Source organism: Acetobacter indonesiensis (assembly GCF_000963945.1).
GTDB lineage: Bacteria > Pseudomonadota > Alphaproteobacteria > Acetobacterales > Acetobacteraceae > Acetobacter > Acetobacter indonesiensis.
Genome location: NZ_BAMW01000007.1, coordinates 75956 through 101725, shown reverse-complemented (window position 1 = coordinate 101725; position 25770 = coordinate 75956). Strand labels below are relative to the sequence as shown.

Here is a 25770-nt window from a genome sequence, read left to right as displayed (position 1 = left end):
AGTTTAGTGCCCACAGACGATTTGATACTTAAGCGGAAGCTTTTTTCGGGCGACGGCCGCGGCCTGTGGTTTCTTCACCTTCTGGTGTGGCGTGAATTTTACGGCCCAGACCGATTTCGCGTGCCAGTGTGGAACGACGTTCAGCATAGTTGGGGGCAACCATGGGGTAATCGGTCGGCAGGCCCCAGCGTTCACGGTACTGTTCAGGGGTCATGCCATAAGCGCTTTGCAGGTGGCGCTTAAGCATTTTCAGCTTTTTACCATCTTCAAGACAGATGATGTAGTCAGGGAAGACAGAGCGTTTGACCGGAACGGCGGGCTGAAGCTTTTCAGGTTCGTTCACAGGCTGGTCAGCCGTTTTCAGCGCCTGATAAACATCTTTGATCAGGCCCGGAATAGCAGCCGGATCGGTCTGATTGTTGGAGACATGGGCAGAAACAATTTCCGCAACCAAGTCAAGAATGATTGGGTAAGTCTGGTTCTCAGTCATGACGCTTCCATTTTTATTTTGTCGGCTGAATGATGTAACGCATACTATCGCTGGTCTTGTTTGTGAATAGAAAATATTCAAACACGACTGAATAATGTTCTATTTCTTATGGTCTTGAACAGATTTATGCGTTCATTGGCCAAAACTTCAAGTAAAATAAACATTTTGTAATCTCATTTCTGAATATATAGCTTCAGATCAGACGGGCCGTTGATAAATGCCAGTCTATCGTTGGCTTAGGCCTGTATGTCGATTGTATTTGTAGGGGCAATAATTGACATTCCGGGCAAGGCTATTAAGCCAAATCATGCGCCTTCAGCAGTCTTTCCGACTATCTGCCACAAGATTGCCTAGCAGGTCATGAATATTTGTCTTTCAATAGAGATGAGGACTGTGGAAATGGCACATGACAGTAAAAAGGGGGGCAAGATTGTTCCTGTTGTGTTGTCTGGCGGGACGGGCAGTCGTCTCTGGCCCATGTCTCGTGCAAGTTTCCCAAAGCAGCTTTGGTCATTGGTCAGTGAACGCAGCATGTTGCAAGAAACTGTGCTGCGCGGCTGCTCGGCGGCTTTTACTGCCCCGGTTATTGTCTGTAATGAAGAACACCGCTTTCTGATTGCCGAACAACTTCGGGAAGTGATGACGGAAAAACCAAGTATTCTTCTTGAACCCCTGGGGCGTAATTCTGCCCCCGCCATTACCGCGGCTGCGTTGCTGGTGGCACAGTCAGACCCGCAGGCCGTTTTGTGGATGATGCCTGCTGACGCAGATATCAAGAATCAGACTGCCTTGATGCAGGTTATGGAAAAAGCCGTTCAGACTGCTGACCTTGGTCGTATTGTCACATTTGGTATGACCCCGACCCGCCCAGAAACGGGGTATGGTTATATTGAAAAAGGCGCACCACTTACCGGGGTGGAGGGTGCTTATGTTATTCGCGCGTTCCGGGAAAAACCTGCGCCCGACGTTGCTCAGGCTTTTGTGGAAGACGGCGGTTATTTCTGGAACTCCGGCATGTTTGTGTTTCGTGCCGATGTGCTGCTGGCTGAAATGGCAAAACATGCCCCCGCGGTGCTTGAGCATGTTCAGGCCGCATTTGAGAAGCGCACTACGGATCTGGACTTTATCCGTCTTGATAAAGACGCTTTTGCGCAGGTTCCAGATATTTCAATCGATTACGCTATTGCTGAAAAAACCGACGTTTCAGCTGTTATTCCTGCTGACCTTGGGTGGTCAGATGTCGGTAGTTGGGATGCGTTGTGGGATATTAGCGTCAAGGATGCGCAGAACAACGTGCTGATTGGGGATGTGTTAACAGAAGATGCGCATGGATGTTATGTGCGTTCTGAAAATATACTGACAGCCGTTTCTGGTTTGGATGACGTTGTTGTCGTCGTGACATCCGACGCTGTGTTGGTGACGCACAAAAACCGGGCTCAGGACGTAAAAACACTGGTTGACCGTCTGAAGCGGGAGGGGCGGGCTGAAGCATCGGTGCATCAGCGCTGCTATCGACCATGGGGGTTCTATGAGGGGCTGATCTGTAATGATCGCTTTCAGGTCAAGCGCATTGTTGTGAATCCCGGTGGCAAGTTGTCACTGCAAAAGCATTTTCATCGTTCAGAACATTGGGTTGTTGTGGGTGGTGTGGCGATGGTGACGCGCGATGAAGATGAGTTTCTGGTGCGCGAAAATGAAAGTATTTATTTACCACAGGGATGTGTCCATCGTCTGGAAAATCCGGGGAAAATTCCGCTTACATTGATTGAAGTGCAGTCAGGAGCCTATTTGGGCGAAGATGATATTATCAGGCTGGAAGACAGTTATAATAGAAATTGATAAATAAAACGTGAGCAAATACCAAAAAAGCTCTCCGAAAGGAGAGCTTTTTTGTAGTGAAACCGAATCAGAGAAAACGCGTTTAGCGGATTCCCAACTCACTCATCAGGAAGTCACGGAATACGGCTACGCGTTTGGAACTGCGTAGTTCTTCCGGGTAAACAAAGTAGGCATCGACAGTCGGGGTAGAAACTTCCGGCAAAATCTGCACCAGATCAGGAAATTCCTTGGCGGCGTAGGTTGGGATGGACCCAATGCCCAGCCCCGATGCAATAGCAGATGCCATGGCGGCCATGCTGTTGACCTCAAGCCGGGCCTGCTGCTTCGCGCCGTTTCGACCGCCGGCTTCAGCCAGCCAGTTGATGTGCGCCACCGGTGGGTGGTGTTCACCAAACAGAACCAGTTGATGGTTGGCGATATCTTCAAGGGTTTTTGGCTGCCCGTATTTTTCAATGTAAAGCGGTGCAGCAAAAATCGGCAGGTGGAAGTCTGCCAGATGGCGTTGGATAAGGTCAGGTTGACGTGGTGCATGCATACGCACGGCAACGTCGGCTTCTCTCATACCAAGGTCGAGATCGTTATCTTCCAGAATAAGGCAGATATCGATATCTGGGTTTACGGCCATAAATTTATGAAGTCGCGGCATAAGCCAGCAGCTGCCAAAACCAGTAGTGGTTGTAACCCGTAGTCGGCCGGCGGCCTTTTCCTTGCTTTCGGTTAAAAGCGTTTGTGTCATTTCAAGTTTTGAAAAGACTTCACGCACCGTCTTGTGCAGCGTCTCGCCCTGTTCAGTGAGGATCAGGCCTCGGGCGTGGCGGTGAAAAAGAGGAACCTGAAGAACGTCTTCCAGAGCTGAAATCTGCCGTGAAACAGCAGACTGGCTCAGGTTAAGAACATCCCCAGCGTGGGTAAAGGAACCGGCTTCGGCTACAGCATGGAAAACCCGGAGTTTGTCCCAGTCCACGCACGCCTCCTGCACTATTGAATGAAGTTATTAAGGGTATGAATTCATACCACTCATTTCATTACGTGCAGTAATTGTAAGGCGTGGTCAAGGGACAACCTGTTATGCGGGTGTGGTCTCAGCCAGATAGCGTTCGGCGTCCAGCGCGGCCATGCAGCCGCTTCCCGCAGCCGTAACAGCCTGACGATAAATCTTGTCCTGCACGTCACCAGCGGCAAATACACCGGGCACAGATGTCCGTGTGGTGCCGGGTGTTGTCAGAATGTATCCGTCTTCATCCAGTGTCAGGCTGTCTTTGAAAATGCCAGTATTGGGCGAATGGCCAATGGCAATGAACACGCCATCAGTCGGCAGAGTGGTGGTTGTGTTGTCCTGCGTGTTCTGAAGTGTAATGCCAGACACAACAGCAGGGGAACCTTCGGCCAGAATGTCGCTAACGACGCTGTTCCAGACGATTGAGGTTTTGGGATTGTTAAAAAAGCGATCCTGAAGAATTTTTTCAGCCCGCAGACTGTCACGCCGATGAACAAGTGTGACGTGGGCCGCGTGGTGCGTCAGGTACAATGCTTCTTCAACCGCGGTGTTGCCGCCACCCACGACCACAACATTCTTGCCCCGATAGAAAAAGCCATCACAGGTTGCGCATGCTGAAACACCGGCACCCTGAAGCTGCTTTTCACTGGGCAGTCCCAGCCATTTGGCTTGTGCGCCGGTTGCAATAATAACGGAGCGTGCGACGTAAATCGTGCCAGAATCCCCAACCATGCGGAACGGGGAGCCGGATGTGAAGTCAACGGATGTGATAATGTCGTGCTGGATGCGGGCACCGACATGTTCTGCCTGGGCAGCCATCTGTTCCATCAGCCATGGCCCCTGCACAGCTTCGGCAAAGCCCGGATAGTTTTCAACGTCGGTCGTGATCATAAGCTGACCACCTGGCTGAAGGCCTGCCACCAGAACAGGTTTAAGATTCGCACGGGCCGCATAAATGGCAGCCGTATAACCCGCCGGGCCAGCGCCTATAACAAGCAGGTCTGTTGTAATGGTTTCGGTCATAATCAGCGGGCCTTTCTGGTCAACAGCAGGGGCGTGTAGCGGGCAGCAGATGCTTTATCCTTAATGTGGCGATATGGCGGGTAGGCTGCGTTTGGGCAAGAGGCGACTTGGGTTTGCGACCTATGCAGACGCGTGGCATATACGGGACAAATCGTTCAGAAAAAGGCTTCAGCGTAAAATGGAACACATCAGGTGACAGAACTCGACGCTGTTGATCTACGGATTGTTGCAGAGCTTCAGGACGACGGGCGTATGACCAATGTTGAATTGGCGCGCCGTGTAGGGATTTCTGCACCACCCTGTTTGCGGCGTGTCCGCAGGCTTGAAGAACTGGGTGTTATTCAAGGCTACCATGCTGAACCAGATGCGGCCATGCTGGGCTGGCCCATCACGCTGTTTGCGCTGATCGGGCTGGATAGTCAGAAGGAAGCCATCCTGTCTGCGTTCGAGCAGGAACTGGCCCAGTGGCCGGAAGTGCGGGAATGCCACATGATCCGTGGTGGCGGGGATTTTCTGGTGCGTCTGATTGCACGCGATGCCGCGCATGAGAACCAACTGACCCGGAAATTGACGGAAGGCCCGCATGTGATCCGGGTCCAGACCTTGCAGACCATCCGCACGAGTCTGGAACGGACAGGCGTTCCTATCGCAACAGTTCCCGAGGGCGCACAAAGGTGAATCCAGAGCCAGCGGCTCTTGACGGTGGGGCTGTCGGTAGCCCCGATATCAGCGTCATTGTTCCCTGTTACAATGAAGTCAGAAACGTCGCCCCACTCGTTCAGGCACTCGACCGTGCGCTGTCAGGGCGTCGGTGGGAGGTTGTGTTTGTTGATGACAACTCCCCTGACGGTACGACTGAAGCCGTGCGTGCTCTGGCACGACAGGATGCGCGGGTAAGGGGATTGTGCCGCATAGGGCGGCGCGGTCTGTCTTCGGCGGTGATCGAAGGGGTATTGTCCTCATCAGCCCAGATTGTGGCCGTGATGGACGGAGACCTTCAGCACGATGAGTCCCGTCTGGGCGCGCTGATTGAGGCTGTTGAAAGTGGTGCCTGTGATGTGGCGGTCGGGAGTCGTCATGTTGAAGGGGGCGATAATGCCGGTCTGGCTAACGCATGGCGACACGCTCTGTCTGATGGCGGCATCAAACTGGCCCAGATGATTTTGCCGGTAAAACTGACTGACCCGATGAGTGGCTTCTTCGCTTTTCGGCAGGAGCAATTTGCTGCCATAGCGCCACGATTGTCAGGTACAGGCTTCAAAATCCTTCTCGATCTGCTGTTGTCCGCCCCCACACCGTTGCGGGTGCAGGAGATACCGTGCGGGTTCAGGCCAAGACTGGATGGCGAAAGCAAACTGGATGCTGTGGTTATGCTCCAGTTTCTGGCGCTACTGGCGGATAAACTCTGCCGTGGCTGGCTACCCTTGCGGTTTATTGCGTTTTGCATGGTCGGGGCGATTGGTGTGCTGACCAATCTGGTGGTCATGAAGCTGGCAAGCATAGCCGGAGCCAATTTTTCAGTTGCGCAGGCTATTGGTACCGTTGTCGCCATGATGCTCAATTTCTGGCTTGATAACGCGCTGACATACCGAGATCGCCGCTTGCGTGGTGCGGCCTGTCTGCGTGGATTAGTGGTATTTATGCTGGTGTGCTCCATTGGGGCCATTGCCAATGTGGGTGTGGCGCAGATGCTCTATGTGGATCGACAGGGGCTGACTGAGGCCAGCATAGCGGGTGCGTTGATTGCGGCCGTGTGGAACTATGCTGTTTCTTCAACAATTGTCTGGCGGTTGTGATTTTTCAGATGTCTCCCTTTAGGCAGGCTCGTCAGCATTCGTGGGTGATTGGTGGAGCATTTTTGCTGCTTCTGACACTTACGCGGATTGTCATGGGGGCGATCTTACCCCTGACACCAGATGAAGCTTATTATCGCGTATGGGCTTTAGCACCGGCTGCTGGGTATCTTGATCACCCTCCCATGGTGGCCGTATTTATTCGCATCGGCATGGCCGTGTTGGGCGATACCGCGTGTGGTGTTCGGTTCATGGGGCCGATATCAGCTGCGTGTGGAACCGTGCTTCTCGCCATGGCGGCTCGGGGCTGGTTTCAGGCGCAAGGGCGGCCAGCCTCTACGCAGGCCGGATTAAAGACCGCTGTTTTATTAAATGGCACGGTTGCCCTCGGTGTTGGCACGCTTCTCATGACACCCGATACACCGCTTCTTTTTTTTATGGCGATGATGCTCTGGGCCCTAGCTCAACTGTGTTGCACAGGAAAAGGGGTGTGGTGGCTGGCGATTGGATTTAGTGCCGGGCTGGGGTTTGACAGCAAATATACTGCCCTGCTGCCGGTTGCAGGTTTGGGGCTCTGGCTTGTGGTCACACCGGCAGGGCGTGCGTGGCTGAAAACCATCTGGCCGTGGATTGCGGCGGGCATTGCCGCCCTTTGTGTAATCCCCGTCGTATGGTGGAATGCAACCCATGGTTGGGCCAGTTTCCTTAAACAGGGTGGCCGTACAGGTGATTGGCACCCGGCAAAAATGGTCACGTATTTTACGGAATTGTTAGGCGGCCAAATCGGGCTGGCCTCCCCCGGGGTGTTTGTGTTTTTTGTGGCCGGAAGCGTTCTGTTGTGGCGGCAGAAAGATGCGTTTTCGCGCCTGCTTCTGTGTATGATTCTGCTGCCGCTTACCGTGTTTTTGCAGCACGCGATTGGTGCCCGCGTTCAGGCAAACTGGCCGGTTGTGATTTATCCAGCATTGTCTGTGGCAGCTTCTCTGCCTGCGTGGAAAGGGTGGAAAGCCGCCAGTCTGTTTGGCATGACTCTGGTGGCCGTTATCATGGTGCAGGCCGTGGCGTCACCGGCACGCCTTTCTCCGCATGTAGATATGACGTTGCGGCAGATGGGTGGGTGGTCGGAGTTTGGGCAACAGGTTGCGGCCAGAGTGCCAGCCGAGTCCGCTGTTGTGGTGGATGAATATGGTCTGGGTGCAGAACTGGCATTCTATATGCCAGCACAGAGACAAGTAATTGCGGTTGAGCCGCGCTGGGCGCTGTTTGCTCTGGCTCATGCGACATGCGGCGAGGCCTATCTCATCAGAAGCCACAGGCGCCGAGACGTCCCGGACCCCGCTTTCTTCGACGTTCTAGCCCAGGAGCCCGACATTGCGCGCGTGCGCCGAGGCATGGTGGCGGAGACATATGCCGTGTTCCATGTGCGACTGCGGTGTGACCTGTCAGGGCATATGCCAGACAGCGCTCTGCTGCCTCGTCGTTCTTAGAAGGTCAAATCGCTGGTTTGCACACAAGCGCAGAACAGGGATACGCTACACAAAACAGGTTCACGAGTAAGAGAAAGCGGGTGCGTATGTCGTCTCCATTAAATGTGGCTGTCCAGATGGATCCTCTGGAGCATGTTGATATTAACGGCGATTCCACTTTTGCCCTGATGCTGGAAGCGCAGTCACGCGGCCATAAATTATTTGTTTATGAGGTGCCGTCTCTGGCATTGGGTGAGGGAACAACATCCCCCGGTGGTAAAGTCAGCACGCAGGTCAGTGCGTCTCTGCGCCCCGTCACGGTGCAGCGTGAAAAAGGTAACCACGCGACCTTTGGCGAGGCTTCTCGTCGTTCGCTTGGGGAGATGGATGTGGTGCTGATGCGTCAGGATCCCCCATTTGACATGGCCTATATTACCGCGACCCATCTGCTCGACCACGTTCATGGTGTTGGCCCGAACAAGGCGCTTGTGGTGAATGACCCGCGCTGGGTGCGCGATTCACCGGAAAAGCTGCTGGTTACGCATTTCCCGCATCTGATGCCCCCTACGCTGGTGACGTGGGATGTTGAACAGATCCGCGCATTCCGGACGCAGTGGAAAGACATTATTGTCAAACCCTTGTTTGGGAATGGCGGCAGCGGGATCTTCCGCATCAAGGAAGATGATCAGAACCTGAATGCACTGCTTGAAATGCATTTTGCACGCTCACGCGAACCCTTGATGATTCAGCGTTATGAGCCCGCCGTGAAGAAGGGTGACAAGCGGATTATTCTGGTTGATGGCGTGCCTGTGGGGGCGATCAATCGTGTCCCGACCGGGGATGACCATCGATCAAACATGCATGTTGGGGGCGTGGCCCGTAAAGTCGCATTGACTGAGCGGGATAAAGAAATCTGTGAAGCCATAGGTCCTTTCTTAAAGGAGCATGGCCTTATTTTTGTGGGGATAGACGTGATTGGTGATTATTTGACTGAAATCAACGTCACATCCCCAACGGGCTTGCAGGAACTGGAACGGTTCGACGGCGTCAATGGTGCGGCCGCAATCTGGGATTGTATTGAAAACAAGCTGAAAGCCTGATCGGGCAAAGGATCAGGTGTCTTTACGTTGCTCTGATGGGGAATGTTTGCCCATGAAAGAGTCGGAAAATGCCTGATCCATTTGTTCGGCTTCCCCTTCGTCCAACGGAGGAGGTGGGGTGTCCTTGCCGAAGCGGTTATCCAGCCACGTGAAGATCGGGTCGCGAAAAAAATAAATGATCAGAGAGGACCAGATAATCAGGCTAAGTAGGGCAAGAAGCAATTCCAGCATGTCTCTTTATCTTTGACGTGATTGAATGGTGCGGAAGGTAAAAGAACAATGAGCACTGACACAAGGGCGCTTTTAAGGCACACTGGGTTTTAAAGAAGAGGAAGATGCGTTGTGGCTCTTGAAGAAATTGCCGCCAGCGGGCAGAGAGAACCTATGAGTGACGTTCTCCACAAATGCTCGCCCGGTCAGGGTGAAGATCCGGCACCTTCGCGTTCAGCGTTGGATGCCGAGGCCGTAAAGGTCGCTTACCGCCGGTGGGCAGGTGTGTATGACACCGTGTTTGGTGGCGTTTCAGGGTTCGGCCGCCGTCGTGCGGTTGAAGCCGTCAACGCATTGTCCGGCACAGATGTGCTTGAAGTGGGTGTGGGAACAGGCCTTGCCCTTCCACATTATCGCAAGGACAAGCAGATTACGGGCATCGATTTGTCTGGTGATATGCTGGCCCGTGCGCGTGAACGGGTGCAGAGAGAGCACCTGACAAATGTTAAAGCCCTGCTGGAGATGGACGCGGAAGAGACCTCGTTCGAGGACAACTCCTTTGATATTGCTGTGGCCATGTTTGTGGCGTCCGTTGTGCCGCACCCGCGGAAACTGCTGCGTGAACTCAAACGCGTGGTAAAGCCGGGCGGTCACATTCTGTTCGTGAATCACTTTCTGGCCCCAGGCGGTGTGCGTGGTGCTGTTGAGCGTGGCATGGCACGTGCCTCACGGTCGCTGGGTTGGCATCCTGATTTTGCGATGGAATCTCTTCTGCCTCCGGAAGATCTGGTGCGGGCGCGTCAGCAGCCGGTGCCGCCAGCGGGGCTTTTCACGCTCGTCACGCTTGATAATCTCTAAGATTTTTTGCTGCTGATCGCCTTTCTGCACAGGGCAGGGGCGATAAGCATGCGCAGCTAAATGGGTCGTTTACTTAAGGCAAAGCCGCTATAGAAGAGGCTTTCAGGGTGCGCGTGTCGTAACCCAACACACATCTGTCAGGGCGTGGGGTGCGAAACATGGCATCTGCTTGTGCGGAACAAGACCAGTATAAGGAAAACAGCATGGTACGGCGTACTGCATCGGTTGATGGTGTAGGGGCAGGTTACCTGCTGGTTGCGGCTTTGGCTGGATTGCTAGGCGGTGGCGGTTCAGCGTTACAGCAACTTGGTCTTTTGCCGCATGCTGGATTCTGGGCCGGTATTGACCGCGTGCATAGCGCCCTGATGCTGCTTTTTGTTGTCGTGCCTGCTTTGGTGTGTGGATTTGGCACACTCTGGTTACCGCGCGCGTTGAAGCGGGATGGCACGGTTCTTCCGGGTCTTAACAAACTTTCCTTGGCCTGTGTTTCAGCCTCTGGTGTGCTGATGGTGGCCTCTCCTTGGCAAAATGCGGCCACGCTGGTCTGGTGTTGCGGCACCTTAATGGCAGTCATGGTCATTCTGGCGACCATTTTTGACAGCCGTGCAGATGGTGAGGCACGCGCGCCGTTTTCTCCCTTGGTCTGGGGTGAAATGCTGGCTTCTGCTGTTGTGCTGGTAACGGTCCCTGTGTTGGGTGCTGTTGTTAGCCATCAGATTAAGACTGGCGGAGCATTCTCCCCTGAAATGCTGACAGGGTTTGTCGAGCCGATTACTCTGGTGACGCTGCTGGCTGGCTTTGGCGTGGTTTTTGAAACAGGTGCCAAAGTCGCACGGTTCCCCACTTTTCCGGTTGCCGCGATTATGAGTCTGACTGCTGCGGCAGGGACAACGCTTTGGGTAAAAAGCGTTTTTGCTCATGGTTTGTTAGGCGTTGCAGCGCAGACAGCTTTTTTCTCCGCACAGTCTCTTATTCTCAGTGCTGCGACGTTGGCATCTGTTCTTCTGGCCGCGCTGTGGATGGCAGGCACATGGCGCGCCAATCTGACTGTCAGAACGCCTATGCTCTGGGGGCTTGGTTTTCTGGCCGTAGTGTCTTCCGGCTGGGTCAGCCAGTTCATGCAGGGCGATGGTCTGCATTCCGCGTTACAGGTCGGAACGCTTTATGCCGTATTCTGTGGCCTGTATCTCTGGCGGGGTGAGGGCTGTGGCCGTTGGTATCCGACGTCGCTGGCCACAGCGCAGTTTGTCTGCATGGTCGCGGGGACGGTGCTTGCTATTCCGTCTTTGCCTGCCGTGTGCCGGATGTGGAGCGGCGGCCTGCTTGGGGCGTCCGTATTGTGCTTCCTGCTGACTATGGGCTTAAGCTTTTCCCAGAACCGCCCTCTGGTTGAAGTTAATTCTTGCGAAAAAGATGCGTTTGAAACAACAGACAGCATGGTGCGGTCATGAGTGAAACAACGGCGCAACCGGCTGTTTCTGCCCGCGTCCGCTTCAAAGCAGACCGGGTAGGCACCACAGCTAAAGACTGGGTTCAGCTTCTTAAACCACGGGTTATTTCTCTGGTCGTGTTTACAGGTGCTGCGGGCATGATCATGGCCCCCGGGCACCTTTCTCTTTTTGAAGCTGCTGTCGCCATTCTGTGTATCTGTCTGGCATCAGGCGCGGCAGGTGCCATCAATATGTGGTACGACCGTGATATTGATGCGGTTATGCAGCGCACCATTACACGCCCTATTCCGGGTGGGCGCATTCCTGAACAGGAAGCGCTGGCTTATGGTATCGGGCTGTCCTGCTTTTCTGTTTGTCTGATGTGGATGGCAACAAACGCTTTGGCCGCCGGTATTCTGGCGTTCTCGATTTTTTTCTACGCTGTTATCTACACCATGTGGCTAAAGCGTTCGACACCGCAGAACATTGTGATTGGCGGTGCGGCGGGCGCTTTCCCACCCATGATTGGATGGGCCGCCGCCACAGGTCACATGACAGTATTACCGGTTGTTATGTTCGGTATTGTGTTTTTCTGGACACCACCGCACTTCTGGTCCCTGTCACTCTATGCGTGCAAGGATTATGGGCGCGCCGGAATTCCTATGTTGCCCGTGGTCAAAGGGGCACGTCACACACGTTGGAACATTTTTGTTTACACGCTGGTGTTGCTGGCAATCTCTCTTATTCCGTCAGTCATGCATCTCTCCGGCTGGCTCTATACAGCGACAGCTCTTGTGCTTGGTCTGGGGTTTGTCGCGTGTGCTGTGCGTGTGCTGCGTGAGCCGCAGGATGAAAATGGCGTCAGTCTTGCAGGCGATAAAGCCGCCCGCATTTCCTTCCGTTTCTCGCTGGCATACCTGTTTCTTCTGTTCTGCGGGTTGCTGGCAGACCATATGCTGCAAGGGTGGATTGGTTAATGGATACACAGAATAGCCTGACCCAACCGGAACTTGTTGAGAAACAGCGCCGCCAGAAAGACCGTCTAAAAGCCATGATTGGCTTTATGGTTCTGATTGCAGGCGTAATGTACGGGCTGACCTTTACGCATTTATAGACTGGTTAGGCCCATTGAGTTTAGGCGGGAGCGAGTGCGCTTGTGTCTTAACAAAGAGGCAAAAAGCCAATGCTTCCAAGAATGGGGCATTGGCTTTTTTATTATTTAAGACGCCTATTCAAAGTAAAAAATAAGACACTTTTTAGACGCAAGTGGTTCACGGGCTGTAGCAAAACATACGAAAAATAAAGCGACGCAGCGGCGGGACCTTTGTTCAAAAACGAGGTTTTTAGTAGAACAGAGGCGTCAAGATTAACAAAAGAAGATCGCAAACACGATTTTAGAGATGTCCATCTGCCCGTTATTTTTTACGGACTTCTTCCAGCAGCGTATCCATTTGCACAGGCACACCTTTTTCCCGCAGCTTAGTCAGGTCATTTTCCAGATCTGCTATTTTACGCTTGTTCCAGAAATGGAGAAAAATGCTGAAGGCCGAGGCAGAGACAGCCAAGACGAACGTAATAATTTCCAAAAAAAGCATGTTTCTAACATCCTATGGAACGCTAAAGGCCAACACAGCTTAGCGCCTTAGATACAAAAAATCCCGGCCACGTTGGAAGCATGGCCGGGATGTGTCACGTCGAATGCCTGAAAGTTATCCGCGAGTTTGCTGAATACCCGACAACAACCAACGACCACCACGAGACGGGCGCGTAAAGGTCCACAGCTCAGTAATTGTTACAGGGTCAGTAGAACTGCCTTCAATAACCTGACCCATCGCGTTGGTCGTTAGATCAATCAGACTGTAGCGCATGGCGACAGTTGCGTAATCCATACCACCTTCCTGCCATGCTTCGGCCAGATCACCCTGAATAAAGTGAACGTCTGACACCACATTGCGCGCGCCTTGGGCGGCAAGGGTGGCTAGTTGCTGGTTGAAGTAAGACACCATCTCTGGCGTCGCCATCTGCTGCATGGCCGGAATGTTCTGCTGGTTCCAGGCATTCTGGATATCAAGCAAAGTCTGCTGAAAGGCCTGATAATCGCTGCTTGTAATAGGCAGATTAGACTGGGCATTAGCGACAGGTACACCGGGCGGTGACGCGCCGCCAGTCGCTGCCTGATTAAGGCTGAAACCATTGCCGCCAGTCGTATTTCCTCGGTTGCCCGAGAACCGGCGCACCAGCCACATAACAATCCAGACGACCAGAGCAACCTGAAGCATCAAACCAATCAGGCCGAAAAAGCTGTGAACGCCACCAAAGAAACCATGACCACTCAGCAGCCCAAACAGACCGGCCCCGAGCACACCGCCCGCAAAACCTGTCAGGAACGGGTGGCGGGGGCGCATGGCCTGTGCGCCAAACCCCTGCTGATATGGCGTTTGCGTGCCATAGCCGCTCTGTCCCGGTGTACGGGGTGTTATGGAACGGTCCATCGGGCTTGCACCATAGGGGGTGGTGCGTGTCGGGGGCGGGGCGCTCCATGTCCGGCTGCCGCGGCTACCCATGGACCCACCTTGTCCGGGGCGCGCATCGGCCTGATAGGCCAATGGGCCACTCAGCAGGCTCACAGTCATCAGAGCGGCGAGAGCGGAAGAGAGAGTGCGCTTTTTCACGAGGTGTTGTGTCTCCAGACTTTGGTTAGGCACCGGCGACGCTCAAGGCGTCTGTTCTTAATGTGGGGGCATCAGTGCCAAAACGGAACTGTAAATCGTTCGCTAAAGTGATGGACGCGAAAATTTCCAGCAGGTTCCCGGCCAAAGTAAATTCAGCAGCGGCTTCGGCAATCTTTCCGTCGCGGATCATGAAGCCAGAAGCGCCTCGGCTGTAATCCCCCGTCAACCCGTTAATGGAGGAGCCCATCATTTCCGTAATGAACAGGCCTTCCTTTATGTCTGCCATCATCTCTTCCGGGCTCAGGCTGCCCGGTGCGAAAGACAGATTGGTTGCCGACGGAGACGGCGGGCCAGAGGTTCCGCGGGCAGCACGACCGTTGCTTTCCAGCCCCAGATGGCGAGCGCTCCGGGTATCCAGAATCCAGCTTTGCAGTACACCATTGCTGACCAGTTCCAGGGGAGCGGTGCGATTGGCTTCCCCGTCAAACGGCCGGGACTTCAGGCCGCGTGCGCGGGTAGGGTCATCCGTGATGGTGACGCTATCCGCAAAGATTTTCTGTCCGAGCTTTTCTTTCAGAAACGATGTGCCACGGGCAATCGACGCGCCGTTGATTGCCCCAATAAAGTGACCAAGAAAGCTATTGGCAACGCGCGGATGGAACACGACCGGATAGCGCCCCGTGCGTGGACGGATGGGGTTGATCCGAGCCACGGCATTTTTACCCGCACGCGTGCCAATCAGGCCTGCATTTTCCAGATCAGAAAGATGCACGGTGCCATGGTAATCATAATCCCGCTGCATGGTTTCACCCTTGCCCGCCAGAACACAGACCGAGGTCGAGTGGCGGGTGCGGGCATAGGTGCCAGCAAAGTTCTGCGAGGTTACCAGCGCGATTTCAGTGCGCCCCCAGGAGGCACTGCTGCCCGCACTATTGGTCACACCCTTGATAGCCAAGGCTGCGTCTTCACCCTCACGCGCACGGTTTAGCAGCGCATTCGCATCGGGCTCGGCCGTGTCGGTCAGATCCAGATCATTACTGGTAAAGGTGCCCGTAAGAGCATGAGGAGCCAGCCCGGCAAATCGGTCATCCGGCAGCACTTTGGCCATTGCCAGCGCTTGCTCAACCAATCCATCAAACCGGTTAGGGTCGATGGTGGTTGTGGAGACGATGGCTGATTTCTGGCCCAGAAATACACGCAGACCCAGATCTGTGGTTTCAGAGCGTTCGAGTTCTTCCGTAACACCGTTACGAACCCCCGCACCTATGGCTGTGCTGGAGACAAAAACTGCATCGGCAGCATCGGCCCCGGCGGCACGCGCACGGCGGACAAGATCAGAGATCTTTTCGAGGGTTTGTTCACTCATGCTGCAAGTTTCTCCGCAATGGTGTTCAGGGGCAGCACGTGGCTAACGGGCCCAAGGGCTGCCAGCGTCGGCTGTTGGGTGAAGATACGGCTGGCCACGCGGCAGATATCTGCCGGGGTAACAGCTTCAACATGCGCAACTGTTTCGGAAACCGGAATAATACGCCCAAAAAGCTGAAGCTGGCGGGCAATCTGTTCGCATCGGCTGCCAGTGCTTTCTAAAGACATCAGCAGGGAGGCCTTAAGCTGGGCGCGCGCACGCAGCATTTCGTCCTGCCCGACGGACTGCTGAATCTTGTGCAGTTCTTCAAGCGTGACCGGGACCAGTTCGGCACATTGTTTCTCGCCTGTGCCAGCATAGATGCCAAACAGGCCACCATCAATGAACGGTGCGTTGAAGGAGTAAACAGAATAAACCAGTCCGCGCTTTTCCCGAATTTCCTGAAACAGACGGGATGACATGCCACCGCCCAGAACCATGGAAAGAAGAAGGGTCGCGTAATAATCGGGGTCATTATAACCGACAGACGGAAACCCCAGCACCACATGCGCCTGGTCGAGGTCTTTTTCCTGACGGAACTCACCACCACCATAGAGAGACGGCGGGGTTGGAATTTGTGCCGTTGTCGGCAGGTCGGCAAAATGACGCTGCACCCGTTCCACCACGTCTTCATGGTGGAGGTTGCCAGCGGCGGCAATCACCATGTTGTCTGCTGTGTAATGGGTGCGCATGTAGGACATGAGCGTATCGCGGCTCATGTTCTGAATCAGGTCTTCCGTGCCCAATGTCGGGCGGCCCATAGGCTGATTGGGGAAGGCTGTGGCCTGAAAATGGTCAAACACCACGTCATCCGGTGTGTCGTTAGCCTGACCAATTTCCTGAAGAATGACCCCACGTTCACGTTCAATTTCAACCGGATCAAACGTGGAATGGGTCAGGATATCACCAATGATATCCACGCCCAGGTCCATATTGTCTTTCAGCAGTTTGACGTAAAACGCGGTCTGTTCCCGTGCAGTATAGGCATTGATATGCCCACCCACATTTTCAATTTCCTCGGCAATCTGAAGGGCTGACCGGCTGGTGGTGCCTTTGAACGCCATATGTTCCAGAAAGTGTGAAACACCGTTTTCTTCAGCCGTTTCATCCCGTGTACCGGTAGAGACATAAGCACCGAAAGAAACGGTTTCCACACGGTCCATGCGTTCAGTCACAACGGTCAGGCCGGAGGGAAGGCGGGTCAGATTGATGGGATCAGTCATTCGTGTCCTGAAAGGAAAGGCCGCGTCACGCGGCCTGAAAAAAGGAAAGTATTAGTGCGTGTTAGAAAGAACGGCAGCGCGCACGGCATCTTTGACGGCATCTGCCGTAGCCGGCACGGTGCGATAGCGTTCTTCCCGAGAAAACAGATCTTCCAGATGGACAGGCAGAGCCGGGTGAATACCCGTGGCTGCGACCATGGCGTCCGGGAATTTGGCCGGGTGAGCCGTTGCCATGGCAATCATGGGCACACCGGCCTCACGGAAACGACGACCCGCCGCAATGCCAATGGCACTGTGAGGATCTGCCAGATAGTTTGAACGTTGATGCAGATTTCTGATTTCGGTCTCCGTCCCTTCATCGTCAAGGGCAAGACCAGAAAAGAGTTCACGCGCCCGATCCCACACCTCGGCCGGGACATCCATATGCCCGGTGGCACGGAAGCCCGTCATGATACGGGTGCAGGCTTCTGCGTCACGGTCAAGCAGTTCAAACAGAAGACGTTCAAAGTTGGACGAAACCTGAATATCCATGGATGGCGAAAGGCTGGGCACGACCTCTTTCATGGTCATGTCATTCGCGTTCAGGAAGCGGGTCAGAATGTCATTGCGGTTTGAGCCGACGCACAGATGGCGGATAGGCAGACCCATTTTCCGTGCGGTCCATGCGGCCAGAATGTTGCCGAAGTTCCCTGTCGGCACCGCAAAGGAGACCTCACGTTCAGGCGCGCCAAAGTTCAGCGCTGCATAGACGTAGTAGGGCACCTGTGCGGCAATACGCGCCCAGTTGATGGAGTTGACGGCAGACAGATGCATGTCCTGACGGAACGGGGCATCGGCAAAACAGGCTTTTACCAGATCCTGACAATCATCAAACGTGCCTTCTACCGCCAGATTGGTGATGTTGGGTTCCAGAACCGTGGTCATCTGGCGGCGCTGCACTTCTGACGTGCGGCCTTTTGGGTGCAGAATGACAACAGATAACCGCTTGCGCCCACGACAAGCTTCGATAGCGGCAGACCCGGTATCGCCAGATGTTGCGCCAACAATGGTAACGTGGCTGTTGCGCTCGGTCAGAACATGCTCAAACAACTGGCCCAGAACCTGCATGGCCATATCTTTGAAGGCCAGAGTGGGGCCGTGGAACAGTTCCTGCACGAACAGGCCGTCTTCAACCTGTGTCAGGGGAACAATGGCCGGGTGGTCAAACCCGGCATAGGCCTGTGCGCACAGGCGGCGCAGGGTCGCTTCATCTATATCCTGCCCAACAAAGGGTGCCAGAATACGGGCTGCAAGCTCCGGGTAAGGGAGGCCACGCATGGCCTGCCATTCTGACAGCGAAAATGTGGGCCATGTTTCCGGTAAATACAGGCCGCCATCTTCGGCCAGACCTGTCAGCAGGACATCGGAAAACGAAAGAGCGGGAGCCTTCCCCCGGGTCGAGATATAGCGCATGCGCGGGTTATACCCTGAATAAGGAGTGTCGCGAAGTAGGCTTGTGCACTGTTTGCCTGAACCATGCGAGAGAAAAGGTTCCGCATTTTTGGCGGTTGCCGTGCTTCAGGCGCAAGATGCCCACACGCAGGTAGGCAACCGGTCAGGCTGGTATCCGGGTTCAGGTGGGTGGGGGGGTGGTGGGCAGTGTCAGCTTATAAACCGTTACGGGCCATTCAACCGATGCCTTGCCATTCTGAAAAGCAGCGGTGTGGTTAAGCTGCGCTGCGGGCACGTACAGATGACCAGAGGCATCAAGCCCCGGTGTAGCGGGCCATTTCAGGCGCGGGTCCGTAATCAATCGGCGGGGAATACGGCCAATTGTATAGCTTAGGATGCTGCCTGTGCTGATGTCGGACCAGTAAAGTGTGCCATCCGGCCCCATGGTCATGCCGCCTAAGGACGGCGTTTTGTACCATTGGGTCACGCTTTCTTCCATGGCTGCGGGGGTAACGTCCGGGTCAGTGAAAATGGTGGTTTCCACGCGGGATAGATATCCGCCGGGGGGTTGCAGTACAATCCATTTCCCATCCGGGCTGACAGCGATCATGCTGGAATCAATAGCCAGAAGATGCCCGTCTGCTGTGGTGACAGGCCCGGTTGGCGTCGTGATGGGCCGGGTGGCACTAATGGCAGGGTGACGGTCAAGAAAGCGGCGCGCCGATGCAGACGGCAGATCAATGACCAGCACACCTGCAACGCCTGAATCTGCAACGTAAGCTGTGTTGCCATGCACTGCCACGCCAGAAACAATGCTTTCCTTGTGAAGCGCCGAGGCTTCAATCGGCAAAACACGGACAACTTTATTCTGTTTGGTATCAATCTGGATCAGCTTTGCCGGTGCCACGGCATCGGCTTTGTGGTTGGGAACGCCACTATCCAGAACCCATAACGTGCCATCTGCCAGAAGCGTCATGCCTGCTGTTGAGACAATGCGCTGGCTGGGGTCACCTTGTTCGGCGTTCCATGCCGCATCAGGGTAGGGCGCAAAACTACCGTCTGTTTGCCTTACGGAAAGCTGAGGGCCCGTGTTGCCAACCCATATCGGGGCTTCAAGCACAGCGCGGCCATCTGGCAGCATGACCACCGCATCCCACACCTGTTTGTCAGACTGGGTGAAAGGTTCCAGCGCAGACGCTGAAAGCTCCGGCACTTTAGGCATGTGCACGGCCCATGCGGAGGATGAGGTAACGCCCAACCCTGCAAACAGAATGGTTGCCAGAGCAGAGCGGCTCATAACAGCGCGGATGTTGGAAGGTAGAGGCATGTCAGAGGCGGCCTTGCGGCATAGGGGCAGAAACATGGCGCGTAGTCTCACCCTGTTTTGGCTTTTCCCACAACCGCATTCTTCGCATGGCCCCGCAGAGCCAGACGAAGATGCAGTGGTAGGCACGTAACATCAGGCATCAGGAGCACGATCCAGATAACGACGGCGGATGTGGCTAAGATAAGCATCAGCCCCAAGCGACGCGCCGGTGGCCGAACGGATAATATCCGGCATGGACGCGCTGCTGGCGCGCTGATGCACATTTGTGCGCAACCACTGCATCAGCGGCGCAAAATTCCCTTCGCCAATGGCGGGGGCAATTGTCGCATCCTGCTGGTAGGCCGTAGCCCGCAACTGGGCGGAGGCCAGCGCCCCCAAAGCATAGCAGGGGAAATAGCCGAATAGTCCTTCGGGCCAGTGAATATCCTGCAAACAGCCTCGGCGATCATCCGGCACGTTTAGGCCCAGCAAAGCATGGATGCCGTCATTGAAGGCACCCGGCAGATCTTTAAGGGCCAGATCTCCACTGATCAGCGCCTTTTCAATTTCGTAACGCACCAGAATGTGGGCGGGGTAGGTTACTTCGTCTGAATCGACCCTAATCAGTCCCGGCTGCACATGCGTCAGCAGGCGATGCAGATTGTCAGGCTGCCATGCAGCATCTGTTTCGCTCGCGCTAAAGCTCTGGCGCAACAGAGGGGCAACCCAGTTTACAAACGCCTGTGACCGGCAAACCTGCATTTCCACCATTAGGGACTGGCTTTCATGCACGGTCATGCCCGCAGCCTGCCCAACGGGTTGGGAAATCCATTTTTCTGGCAGACCCTGTTCGTAAAGGGCGTGCCCCGTTTCGTGCAGCACACCCATCATGGCTGGAATAAAATCAGCTTCTTCATAACGGGTGGTCAGCCGCACATCATGGGTTGCCCCTCCGCAGAAGGGGTGGGTGCTGACATCCAGCCGTCCGCGCGTCATGTCAAAACCAAGCTGCTGCATCAGCTTGCGGCCCAAGGCTTCCTGCTGGGGAACAGGGAAGGGCCCCTGTAGAGGCTTGCTGGACGGAAGGGAGGCCTGCTTTTCCAGAACTGCGGCAATCAGGTCAGGCAGTTCTGCTCTTAGTCGTGTAAAAATGGGGTCAATATCAGTCTGGCGGGTACCGGGATCAAACGAATCCAGCAATGCGTCGTACGGTGTGACACCCAATGCGGCCGCTTTCGCGTCGGCCACCTGTCGTGTCAGATTAAGGACTTCTGTCAGGTAAGGCAGAAAACCAGCAAAATCATTGTCTCGCCGAGCTTCGCGCCACGCCATTTCGCTGCGGGTTGTGGCCTGTGTGCAGGCTTCTACCAGATCACCGGGAAGAGCTGTGGCATGGGTATGGATACGGCGCATCTGGGCAAGATTTGCCTTTCGCCAGACGTCATCCCCAGCGTCCGCGCTCGCTAGAAGATCAGCCATTTCTGGCGCAGTCAGGATTTCATGACGTAGGCCTTCCAGAATGGCCAGATTTTCCCCACGGCGGTTGGCTGCGCCATGCGGCATGGTCACTTCTTTGTCCCAGCACAGAATGCCCAGTGCATCGCTAAGGGAGGAGAGGCGGGCGAAATGGCGCTCAAGGCTCTGATAGGCTGTATTCATGATCGGGAGCATAAATCAGGATAGGCCCGGACGGAATGACCCGCACCGTAGAAAACAGCGCGTAAGCTGGCAGGCTTACCCCGAATATTGTTCATGCCGTCTTTCAGCGTGGGTTTTCGGCTTAAGATGGTGCAAATATTATAAAATCCCCGCACGTTAAGCGGACACGCTGCCAGCAAAGGAACTGAACACGACATGACCCAGACGACAGAGAATGTGTCAGATGCCTCGGTTCCTGCCGCATTAAATCTTCTTTCAAAAGGTGAGGCAGAAGAAGCTGGCGCCATGCTCCGCTATCTGCTTCAGCAAAATCTGGGTGATGCAGACGCATGGCATGCTATGGCGTGCGTTGCGCGGGCAACTGGTAATGCGCAGGCAGCGGTTGCACTGGCAGGCAAAGCCATAGATCTGCGATCAGATGCCCATTTTCATATTACGCTGGGCTTGGCGCTTCTGGCGTTAGGGCATGATGAACCTGCCCGCGCAGCCGTCAATATCGCCGTGCTTGAAACCCCGCGAGACCCGCAGGCGCATCAGGCAATGGCAGAAATTCTGGAAGCGCAAGGGCGTTCTGCGGATGCTGAGCAGGCGCTTCGCAATGCGGTCCGTTTACGCCCACTGGAAGCCGTAAGGCATCTGGAACTGGCGTCCTTTTTAGCGCGACATGGAAAAACCGAGGACGCCATTCAGGTTTCTGAAAAAGCGTTGGCCTTGGCCCCCCAGGATGTCTTTACCCAAAATCAACATGCTCTGTTGCTGGAGCGCGCAGGTCGCATGGCGCAGGCTGAACCGTTTTTTGCAACCGTCGCTCATGCGTTGCCTCATGATGCGGCGGCACTTGCCAATTATGGGGCTGCGCTTTTCTCCACCGGGGCTTTTGAAGATGCACGCACGGTATTGCGTGACTCCCTGGTTCTGAACCCGAATGCGGTTGAAACCAGAAGCAACCTGGGGTTGGTGCTTATGGCGCTGGGTCAGTTGCCCGAGGCAGCAGACATGCTGGGGCAGGCTCATGCTGAAAAACCGGACGATGTGCGGCTGGCTGTCAATTACGGCACGGTGCTGACGGATCTGGGGGATGTTGCACAGGCTGAGCGTCTGTTCCGCACCAGCATGGTGGCGGAGGCTTCTGTTCAGGATCGGGCCCGCGCCGAGTTGAATCTGGCCACCGTGCTACTGGGGGAAGGGCGCTTTCAGGAAGGTTGGCGGCATTTTGAAGCCCGAAAGCAGATATTGCCTGCGGGGCGCGATTACGGTTTGCCAGCGTGGTCTGGAGCAAGCCAGACAACACCTGTGCTGATCTACGCTGAACAGGGTTTAGGCGATACGCTTCAATTTCTGCGTTATCTGATACCAGCGTCTTTGCGGGCCCCCATTGTTCTTGAGGTACCAATGGTCCTGCATTCATTAATTCAGGCATCGATTCATGGTCGGCTGCCGGGTGTGAGCCTGCTGGAAAAAGGACAGGGAGCAGAAGTGTATGGCGCAACGGCAGCTTGTTCTCTGTTGAGTTTACCTTACGTGCTCGGGTGTGATGCCCCGCTGGCATGGCGTGAAACCATCGCGCTACCGGGATATGGGGGAGGCATGGTTTCCCCTTTGAAAGTCGGCATGTGCTGGTCTGGTAATCCGGATTACCGTTTTGATCGTCGTCGTTCTGTTTCTCCGGACGTGCTGCGTCCTCTGTTTGAGATTGAGGGCGTTATGGTCCAGTCCCTGCAAAAACAGACAGAACCGCTATCCTGGCCCATTTCTGCTTTGCCGGAGGGCGACATGCTGACCACAGCGCAGATTTTGGCCAAGCAGGATGTCGTGATTACGGTTGATACGGTCATTGCCCATTTGGCGGGGCTGCTAGGAAAACCCGTGTGGCTGCTTGACCGTTTTGGCGGAGACTGGCGCTGGAAAGCAGGCTCGACACAGGTCGCGGCAGATGGTCAGGAACACAACCTCTGGTATCCCAGCTTGCGTATCTTCCGTCAGCCGGAACCGGGTGAGGGCCCAGCCCCGTGGCGCGAGCCAGTGCAACGGGCCGCTGCTTCTTTGCGCGCTTTAGTGCAGCAAACCGGAGTGTGATGCTTTAGTACGTCCTGTGGGGCATAATGAGTTTGTGCTGACATGCAGGAAGCCTGTTGCCCTGCCCAAGGACGCCCGTATGATAATGGGATGAAACGCTATTCTCCCGAGGGTGCCACCCCAGCCATGGCGCAATGGTTTGCGCTGAAGGCGGAAAATCCTGAAGCCCTGCTTTTCTTCCGCATGGGCGATTTTTATGAACTGTTTTTTGACGATGCCACGGCAGCTGCGGCTGCGCTGGATATCGCACTGACAGCCCGTGGCACCCATGCGGGCGAACCAATTTCCATGTGTGGTGTGCCCGTTGCTGCCGCACCAGCCTATCTGGCGCGTCTTATCCGGCGTGGTTTTCGGGTGGCTGTCGCTGAACAGACGGAGGCACCGCGTAAGGGGAAGGGTGCAGCCAAAGGTCCACTAGCGCGCGCCGTTGTGCGGGTTGTAACACCGGGCACCCTGACCGAGGATGAACTGCTTGAGCCTGGGCGGTCTAACCTGCTGCTTGCGCTGGCTGAAAGCGCCCCGCCTTCTGGTCGCGGACGTAAGGGGAAGGTAGCAGAAAAACCACAGGCTAGCGCTGCGATTGGTGCTGCGTGGATTGATGTGTCAACAGGCCTGTTTGAAACCGCCAGCGTTACGCAGGCTGCTCTGCCCGGATTGCTCGGGCGGTTGGACCCAGCGGAAATTCTGGCCCCGCCTACTCTGGTATTGGGCGACTTTGACGCAAACCGCGCGCCAGAAGTGCTGATTCCGGGTGTGGATGCGGCGCGCCAACGTCTTGCGTCGGCTTTTGATGTGGCAAGTGTGGATGCATTTGGCACATTTTCTGATGAAGAAGCCGTGGCTGCTGCCGTAGCGGTCGATTACGTGCAACGGAGTCAGGCAGGGAAACTTCCGCGCCTGACGCACCCAAGCCCGCAGACTGATGGGGGCATTCTGGGCATAGACCCCGCCACGCGGGCCAGCCTTGATATTCTGCGTGCCCGTGATGGCGGCATGGAGCACACACTGTTTTCAGCGGTGAACCAGACCGTCACGGCTGCTGGTGCCCGACTGATGGCCGAGTGGCTGTCTGCGCCACTGACTGATGTGGCGCGTATTTCGGCGCGGCAGGACGGGTGGTGCTGGTTGCGCGATTCACACGCCTGCCGAACGTCATTGCGCGATGCCCTGAAAAAAGCGCCCGATATTGCCCGGGCTTTAGGCCGTCTTTCTCTGGGGCGTGGCCAACCGCGAGATCTTGCTGCCGTGCGGGATGGTTTGCATGCCGCGCGTGACGCCTCAACTGCGCTGGGCGATGTAGGGCAGTTGCCGCCTTATCTTGCAAAAGCCGCCGGAAGCCTGGGGGTTGCGCAAGGCCTTGAGGCTGAACTGGTGCGCGCCCTGGCGGATGATCTTCCCGCCCGGCTGGATGATGGAGGGGTGATAGCGGCCGGTTACGATGGGGAACTGGATGGCTACCGGGGGTTGCGTGACAATTCACGCCGTATCGTGGCTGGGTTGCAAACGGATTATGCGACCCGTTACGGGGTGGCGAGCCTCAAGATCAAACACCATGCCCAGCTTGGCTATGTGATTGAAGTTCCCGTCAGTGCCAGCAGTCGTATGAAAGATCGCGAGGATCTGATGTTCCGACAGGGAACAGCCAGCAATGCGCGTTTTTCAACTGAAGAACTGTCGGGTCTGGATGCGCGCATTGCGGAGGCGGCTGAACGGGCCGCCATGCGTGAGAAAACGATTTTCAACGTGCTGGTTGAGAGCATTCTGGCCGAGCAGGCGCTGCCTGTTCTGGCCAAAGCTCTGGCTGTTCTGGACGTTCTGCAATCCTGCGCCATGCTGGCAGGTGGCGGTAGCTGGTGCCGCCCGGATGTGACGGATGACACGGCTTTTGATCTTCAGGCCTGTCGTCATCCGGTTGTCGAATCGGCGTTGCCCAAAGGCACGCGGTTTACGCCCAACGGATGTGATCTTTCCCCCAATCGGCGCGTTATGCTGCTGACGGGCCCGAACATGGCCGGTAAATCAACTTTTCTGCGGCAGACCGCTTTGGCCATTATTCTGGCGCAGGGCGGTTTTCCTGTTGCGGCTGAAAAAGCGCAAATTGGGATTGTTGATCAGCTTTTCTCCCGCGTGGGGGCATCGGATGATCTGGCGCGTGGTCGTTCCACCTTCATGGTGGAAATGACGGAAACCGCGGCTATCCTGAATCAGGCTGGCCCCAGATCTCTGGTTGTGGTCGATGAAATTGGCCGCGGCACCGCAACGCTGGACGGCTTGGCTATTGCATGGTCCGTGCTGGAGGCTCTGCATTCAACGGTGCGCTGCCGTGCAATTTTTGCAACGCATTTTCACGAACTGGCTGATCTGGTTGATACGCTGCCTCGCCTGTCCCCCCACACCATGGCGGTGCGGGAATGGCGTGGGCAGATTGTTTTTCTGCACGAGGTTCTGGCCGGTTCGGCAAAGAAAAGCTGGGGTGTGCACGTGGCCCGGCTGGCCGGTGTGCCGGCATCTGTGGTTGATCGGGCCGGGCGTCTGCTTAAGGAACTGGAGCGGGAGCATGCAACCGGTCCGAAACCGTTACCATTGTTCGACACGCAGAAGATATTACCGCATGAAGAAGAAAATACGTTAAGACAGCGTTTGTTAGAGGTAGACCCCGACACGCTGACACCGCGTGCGGCGCTGGACATCCTGTATGAGCTGCATAAAGAAGCTCTTCAGGAAGAAAGCAGCCCCGCTCAGGCGTGATTCGGACTAAACATACTTATAAGACTGTCCCCAGGAGCAGAAAC

22 protein-coding genes are annotated in these 25770 nt (G+C 55.4%); 11 read left to right on the top strand and 11 right to left on the bottom strand.

The genetic code is table 11. The features are described from left to right. Positions 1-28: 28 nt before the first annotated feature. A complete protein-coding gene (locus tag Abin_RS03305; protein WP_048844931.1) occupies positions 29-490 on the bottom strand; it encodes a MucR family transcriptional regulator in 462 nt (153 codons plus the stop codon). Positions 491-889: 399 nt separating this feature from the next. On the opposite strand from Abin_RS03305, the gene Abin_RS03300 reads away from it, so the two are divergent. After that, positions 890-2329 carry a mannose-1-phosphate guanylyltransferase/mannose-6-phosphate isomerase gene (locus tag Abin_RS03300; protein ID WP_048844930.1) on the top strand — a complete coding sequence of 480 codons (1440 nt, stop codon included), beginning with the start codon at positions 890-892 and terminating at the stop codon, positions 2327-2329. 82 nt (positions 2330-2411) lie between these two features. Here the strand turns inward: Abin_RS03300 and Abin_RS03295 are convergent, their stop codons facing one another. Together Abin_RS03295 and trxB are read right to left on the bottom strand one after the other, a co-directional pair. After that, positions 2412-3293: a LysR family transcriptional regulator gene (locus tag Abin_RS03295; RefSeq protein WP_048844929.1), complete on the bottom strand. Its 882-nt coding sequence runs from the start codon at positions 3291-3293 to the stop codon at positions 2412-2414. Between the two features lie 102 nt (positions 3294-3395). Then, positions 3396-4349 carry a thioredoxin-disulfide reductase gene (gene trxB / locus Abin_RS03290; protein WP_048844928.1) on the bottom strand — a complete coding sequence of 318 codons (954 nt, stop codon included), beginning with the start codon at positions 4347-4349 and terminating at the stop codon, positions 3396-3398. A gap of 192 nt (positions 4350-4541) precedes the next feature. Here trxB and Abin_RS03285 point away from each other — a divergent pair, with 192 nt between their 5' ends. The 4 genes from Abin_RS03285 to gshB all read left to right on the top strand — a co-directional run bounded on the left by Abin_RS03285 (position 4542) and on the right by gshB (position 8708). Next, on the top strand, positions 4542-5027 hold the full coding sequence (locus Abin_RS03285) for an Lrp/AsnC family transcriptional regulator (RefSeq protein WP_048844927.1): 486 nt from the start codon (positions 4542-4544) through the stop codon (positions 5025-5027). Continuing rightward, positions 5024-6145, top strand: a complete 1122-nt coding sequence (locus Abin_RS03280; protein WP_048844926.1) for a glycosyltransferase — start codon at positions 5024-5026, stop codon at positions 6143-6145. The genes Abin_RS03285 and Abin_RS03280 overlap by 4 nt, the downstream gene beginning before the upstream one ends. Positions 6146-6153: 8 nt before the next feature. After that, entirely contained in the window at positions 6154-7629 is a 1476-nt protein-coding gene (locus Abin_RS03275) for a glycosyltransferase family 39 protein (RefSeq protein WP_048845031.1), read from the top strand. 86 nt (positions 7630-7715) lie between these two features. Next, a complete protein-coding gene (gshB, locus tag Abin_RS03270) occupies positions 7716-8708 on the top strand; it encodes a glutathione synthase (protein WP_048844925.1) in 993 nt (330 codons plus the stop codon). A 12-nt stretch (positions 8709-8720) separates the two neighbouring features. On the opposite strand, the gene Abin_RS03265 is transcribed toward gshB, so the two are convergent. Then, a complete protein-coding gene (locus Abin_RS03265) occupies positions 8721-8939 on the bottom strand; it encodes a hypothetical protein (protein WP_048844924.1) in 219 nt (72 codons plus the stop codon). Between the two features lie 153 nt (positions 8940-9092). Here Abin_RS03265 and Abin_RS03260 point away from each other — a divergent pair, with 153 nt between their 5' ends. The 4 genes from Abin_RS03260 to Abin_RS03245 all read left to right on the top strand — a co-directional run bounded on the left by Abin_RS03260 (position 9093) and on the right by Abin_RS03245 (position 12320). Then, a complete protein-coding gene (locus Abin_RS03260) occupies positions 9093-9776 on the top strand; it encodes a class I SAM-dependent methyltransferase (protein ID WP_048845030.1) in 684 nt (227 codons plus the stop codon). Between the two features lie 203 nt (positions 9777-9979). Continuing rightward, positions 9980-11227: a cbb3-type cytochrome c oxidase subunit I gene (locus tag Abin_RS03255; RefSeq protein ID WP_158319884.1), complete on the top strand. Its 1248-nt coding sequence runs from the start codon at positions 9980-9982 to the stop codon at positions 11225-11227. Beyond that, positions 11224-12183 (top strand): heme o synthase, encoded by a 960-nt coding sequence (locus tag Abin_RS03250; protein WP_048844922.1) that lies wholly within the window; start codon positions 11224-11226, stop codon positions 12181-12183. The genes Abin_RS03255 and Abin_RS03250 overlap by 4 nt, the downstream gene beginning before the upstream one ends. Continuing rightward, positions 12183-12320 (top strand): hypothetical protein, encoded by a 138-nt coding sequence (locus Abin_RS03245; protein ID WP_170237853.1) that lies wholly within the window; start codon positions 12183-12185, stop codon positions 12318-12320. The genes Abin_RS03250 and Abin_RS03245 overlap by 1 nt, the downstream gene beginning before the upstream one ends. A 301-nt stretch (positions 12321-12621) precedes the next feature. Here Abin_RS03245 and Abin_RS03240 read toward each other — a convergent pair whose 3' ends face one another. The 7 genes from Abin_RS03240 to Abin_RS03210 all read right to left on the bottom strand — a co-directional run bounded on the left by Abin_RS03240 (position 12622) and on the right by Abin_RS03210 (position 20902). Beyond that, on the bottom strand, positions 12622-12801 hold the full coding sequence (locus Abin_RS03240) for a hypothetical protein (protein ID WP_048844921.1): 180 nt from the start codon (positions 12799-12801) through the stop codon (positions 12622-12624). Between the two features lie 114 nt (positions 12802-12915). After that, positions 12916-13839 (bottom strand): Tim44 domain-containing protein, encoded by a 924-nt coding sequence (locus Abin_RS03235; protein WP_371862212.1) that lies wholly within the window; start codon positions 13837-13839, stop codon positions 12916-12918. Between the two features lie 64 nt (positions 13840-13903). Next, the gene (locus Abin_RS03230) at positions 13904-15244 is read right to left on the bottom strand and encodes a TldD/PmbA family protein (RefSeq protein WP_048844919.1); all 1341 of its coding nucleotides are present in this window, start codon (positions 15242-15244) and stop codon (positions 13904-13906) included. Continuing rightward, a complete protein-coding gene (locus Abin_RS03225) occupies positions 15241-16506 on the bottom strand; it encodes a M16 family metallopeptidase (protein ID WP_048844918.1) in 1266 nt (421 codons plus the stop codon). Before Abin_RS03225 ends, Abin_RS03230 begins: the two co-directional genes overlap by 4 nt. Positions 16507-16557: 51 nt before the next feature. Further along, entirely contained in the window at positions 16558-17958 is a 1401-nt protein-coding gene (gene thrC, locus Abin_RS03220; protein ID WP_048844917.1) for a threonine synthase, read from the bottom strand. Between the two features lie 160 nt (positions 17959-18118). Beyond that, positions 18119-19264, bottom strand: coding sequence for an L-dopachrome tautomerase-related protein (locus Abin_RS03215; protein ID WP_048845029.1), 1146 nt, complete (start codon positions 19262-19264; stop codon positions 18119-18121). A 132-nt stretch (positions 19265-19396) separates the two neighbouring features. Then, entirely contained in the window at positions 19397-20902 is a 1506-nt protein-coding gene (locus Abin_RS03210) for a carboxypeptidase M32 (RefSeq protein WP_048845028.1), read from the bottom strand. A gap of 195 nt (positions 20903-21097) precedes the next feature. On the opposite strand from Abin_RS03210, the gene Abin_RS03205 reads away from it, so the two are divergent. Both Abin_RS03205 and mutS read left to right on the top strand, forming a co-directional pair. Then, positions 21098-22978 carry a tetratricopeptide repeat protein gene (locus Abin_RS03205; protein WP_048844916.1) on the top strand — a complete coding sequence of 627 codons (1881 nt, stop codon included), beginning with the start codon at positions 21098-21100 and terminating at the stop codon, positions 22976-22978. A 90-nt stretch (positions 22979-23068) separates the two neighbouring features. After that, entirely contained in the window at positions 23069-25726 is a 2658-nt protein-coding gene (mutS, locus tag Abin_RS03200; protein ID WP_048844915.1) for a DNA mismatch repair protein MutS, read from the top strand. Positions 25727-25770: the final 44 nt, after the last annotated feature.

Bases quoted from the DNA above. Each gene is read 5' to 3' on its own strand.
- Abin_RS03275 (WP_048845031.1), top strand. From the start codon at position 6,154: ATGTCTCCCTTTAGGCAGGCTCGTCAGCATTCGTGGGTGATTGGTGGA.
- mutS (WP_048844915.1), top strand. From the start codon at position 23,069: ATGAAACGCTATTCTCCCGAGGGTGCCACCCCAGCCATGGCGCAATGG.
- Abin_RS03225 (WP_048844918.1), bottom strand. From the start codon at position 16,506: ATGACTGATCCCATCAATCTGACCCGCCTTCCCTCCGGCCTGACCGTT.
- Abin_RS03205 (WP_048844916.1), top strand. From the start codon at position 21,098: ATGACCCAGACGACAGAGAATGTGTCAGATGCCTCGGTTCCTGCCGCA.
- Abin_RS03230 (WP_048844919.1), bottom strand. From the start codon at position 15,244: ATGAGTGAACAAACCCTCGAAAAGATCTCTGATCTTGTCCGCCGTGCG.
- trxB (WP_048844928.1), bottom strand. From the start codon at position 4,349: ATGACCGAAACCATTACAACAGACCTGCTTGTTATAGGCGCTGGCCCG.
- Abin_RS03235 (WP_371862212.1), bottom strand. From the start codon at position 13,839: ATGACTGTGAGCCTGCTGAGTGGCCCATTGGCCTATCAGGCCGATGCG.
- Abin_RS03305 (WP_048844931.1), bottom strand. From the start codon at position 490: ATGACTGAGAACCAGACTTACCCAATCATTCTTGACTTGGTTGCGGAA.
- gshB (WP_048844925.1), top strand. From the start codon at position 7,716: ATGTCGTCTCCATTAAATGTGGCTGTCCAGATGGATCCTCTGGAGCAT.
- thrC (WP_048844917.1), bottom strand. From the start codon at position 17,958: ATGCGCTATATCTCGACCCGGGGGAAGGCTCCCGCTCTTTCGTTTTCC.
- Abin_RS03240 (WP_048844921.1), bottom strand. From the start codon at position 12,801: ATGCTTTTTTTGGAAATTATTACGTTCGTCTTGGCTGTCTCTGCCTCG.
- Abin_RS03245 (WP_170237853.1), top strand. From the start codon at position 12,183: ATGGATACACAGAATAGCCTGACCCAACCGGAACTTGTTGAGAAACAG.
- Abin_RS03260 (WP_048845030.1), top strand. From the start codon at position 9,093: ATGAGTGACGTTCTCCACAAATGCTCGCCCGGTCAGGGTGAAGATCCG.
- Abin_RS03215 (WP_048845029.1), bottom strand. From the start codon at position 19,264: ATGCCTCTACCTTCCAACATCCGCGCTGTTATGAGCCGCTCTGCTCTG.
- Abin_RS03210 (WP_048845028.1), bottom strand. From the start codon at position 20,902: ATGAATACAGCCTATCAGAGCCTTGAGCGCCATTTCGCCCGCCTCTCC.
- Abin_RS03255 (WP_158319884.1), top strand. From the start codon at position 9,980: ATGGTACGGCGTACTGCATCGGTTGATGGTGTAGGGGCAGGTTACCTG.
- Abin_RS03250 (WP_048844922.1), top strand. From the start codon at position 11,224: ATGAGTGAAACAACGGCGCAACCGGCTGTTTCTGCCCGCGTCCGCTTC.
- Abin_RS03300 (WP_048844930.1), top strand. From the start codon at position 890: ATGGCACATGACAGTAAAAAGGGGGGCAAGATTGTTCCTGTTGTGTTG.
- Abin_RS03265 (WP_048844924.1), bottom strand. From the start codon at position 8,939: ATGCTGGAATTGCTTCTTGCCCTACTTAGCCTGATTATCTGGTCCTCT.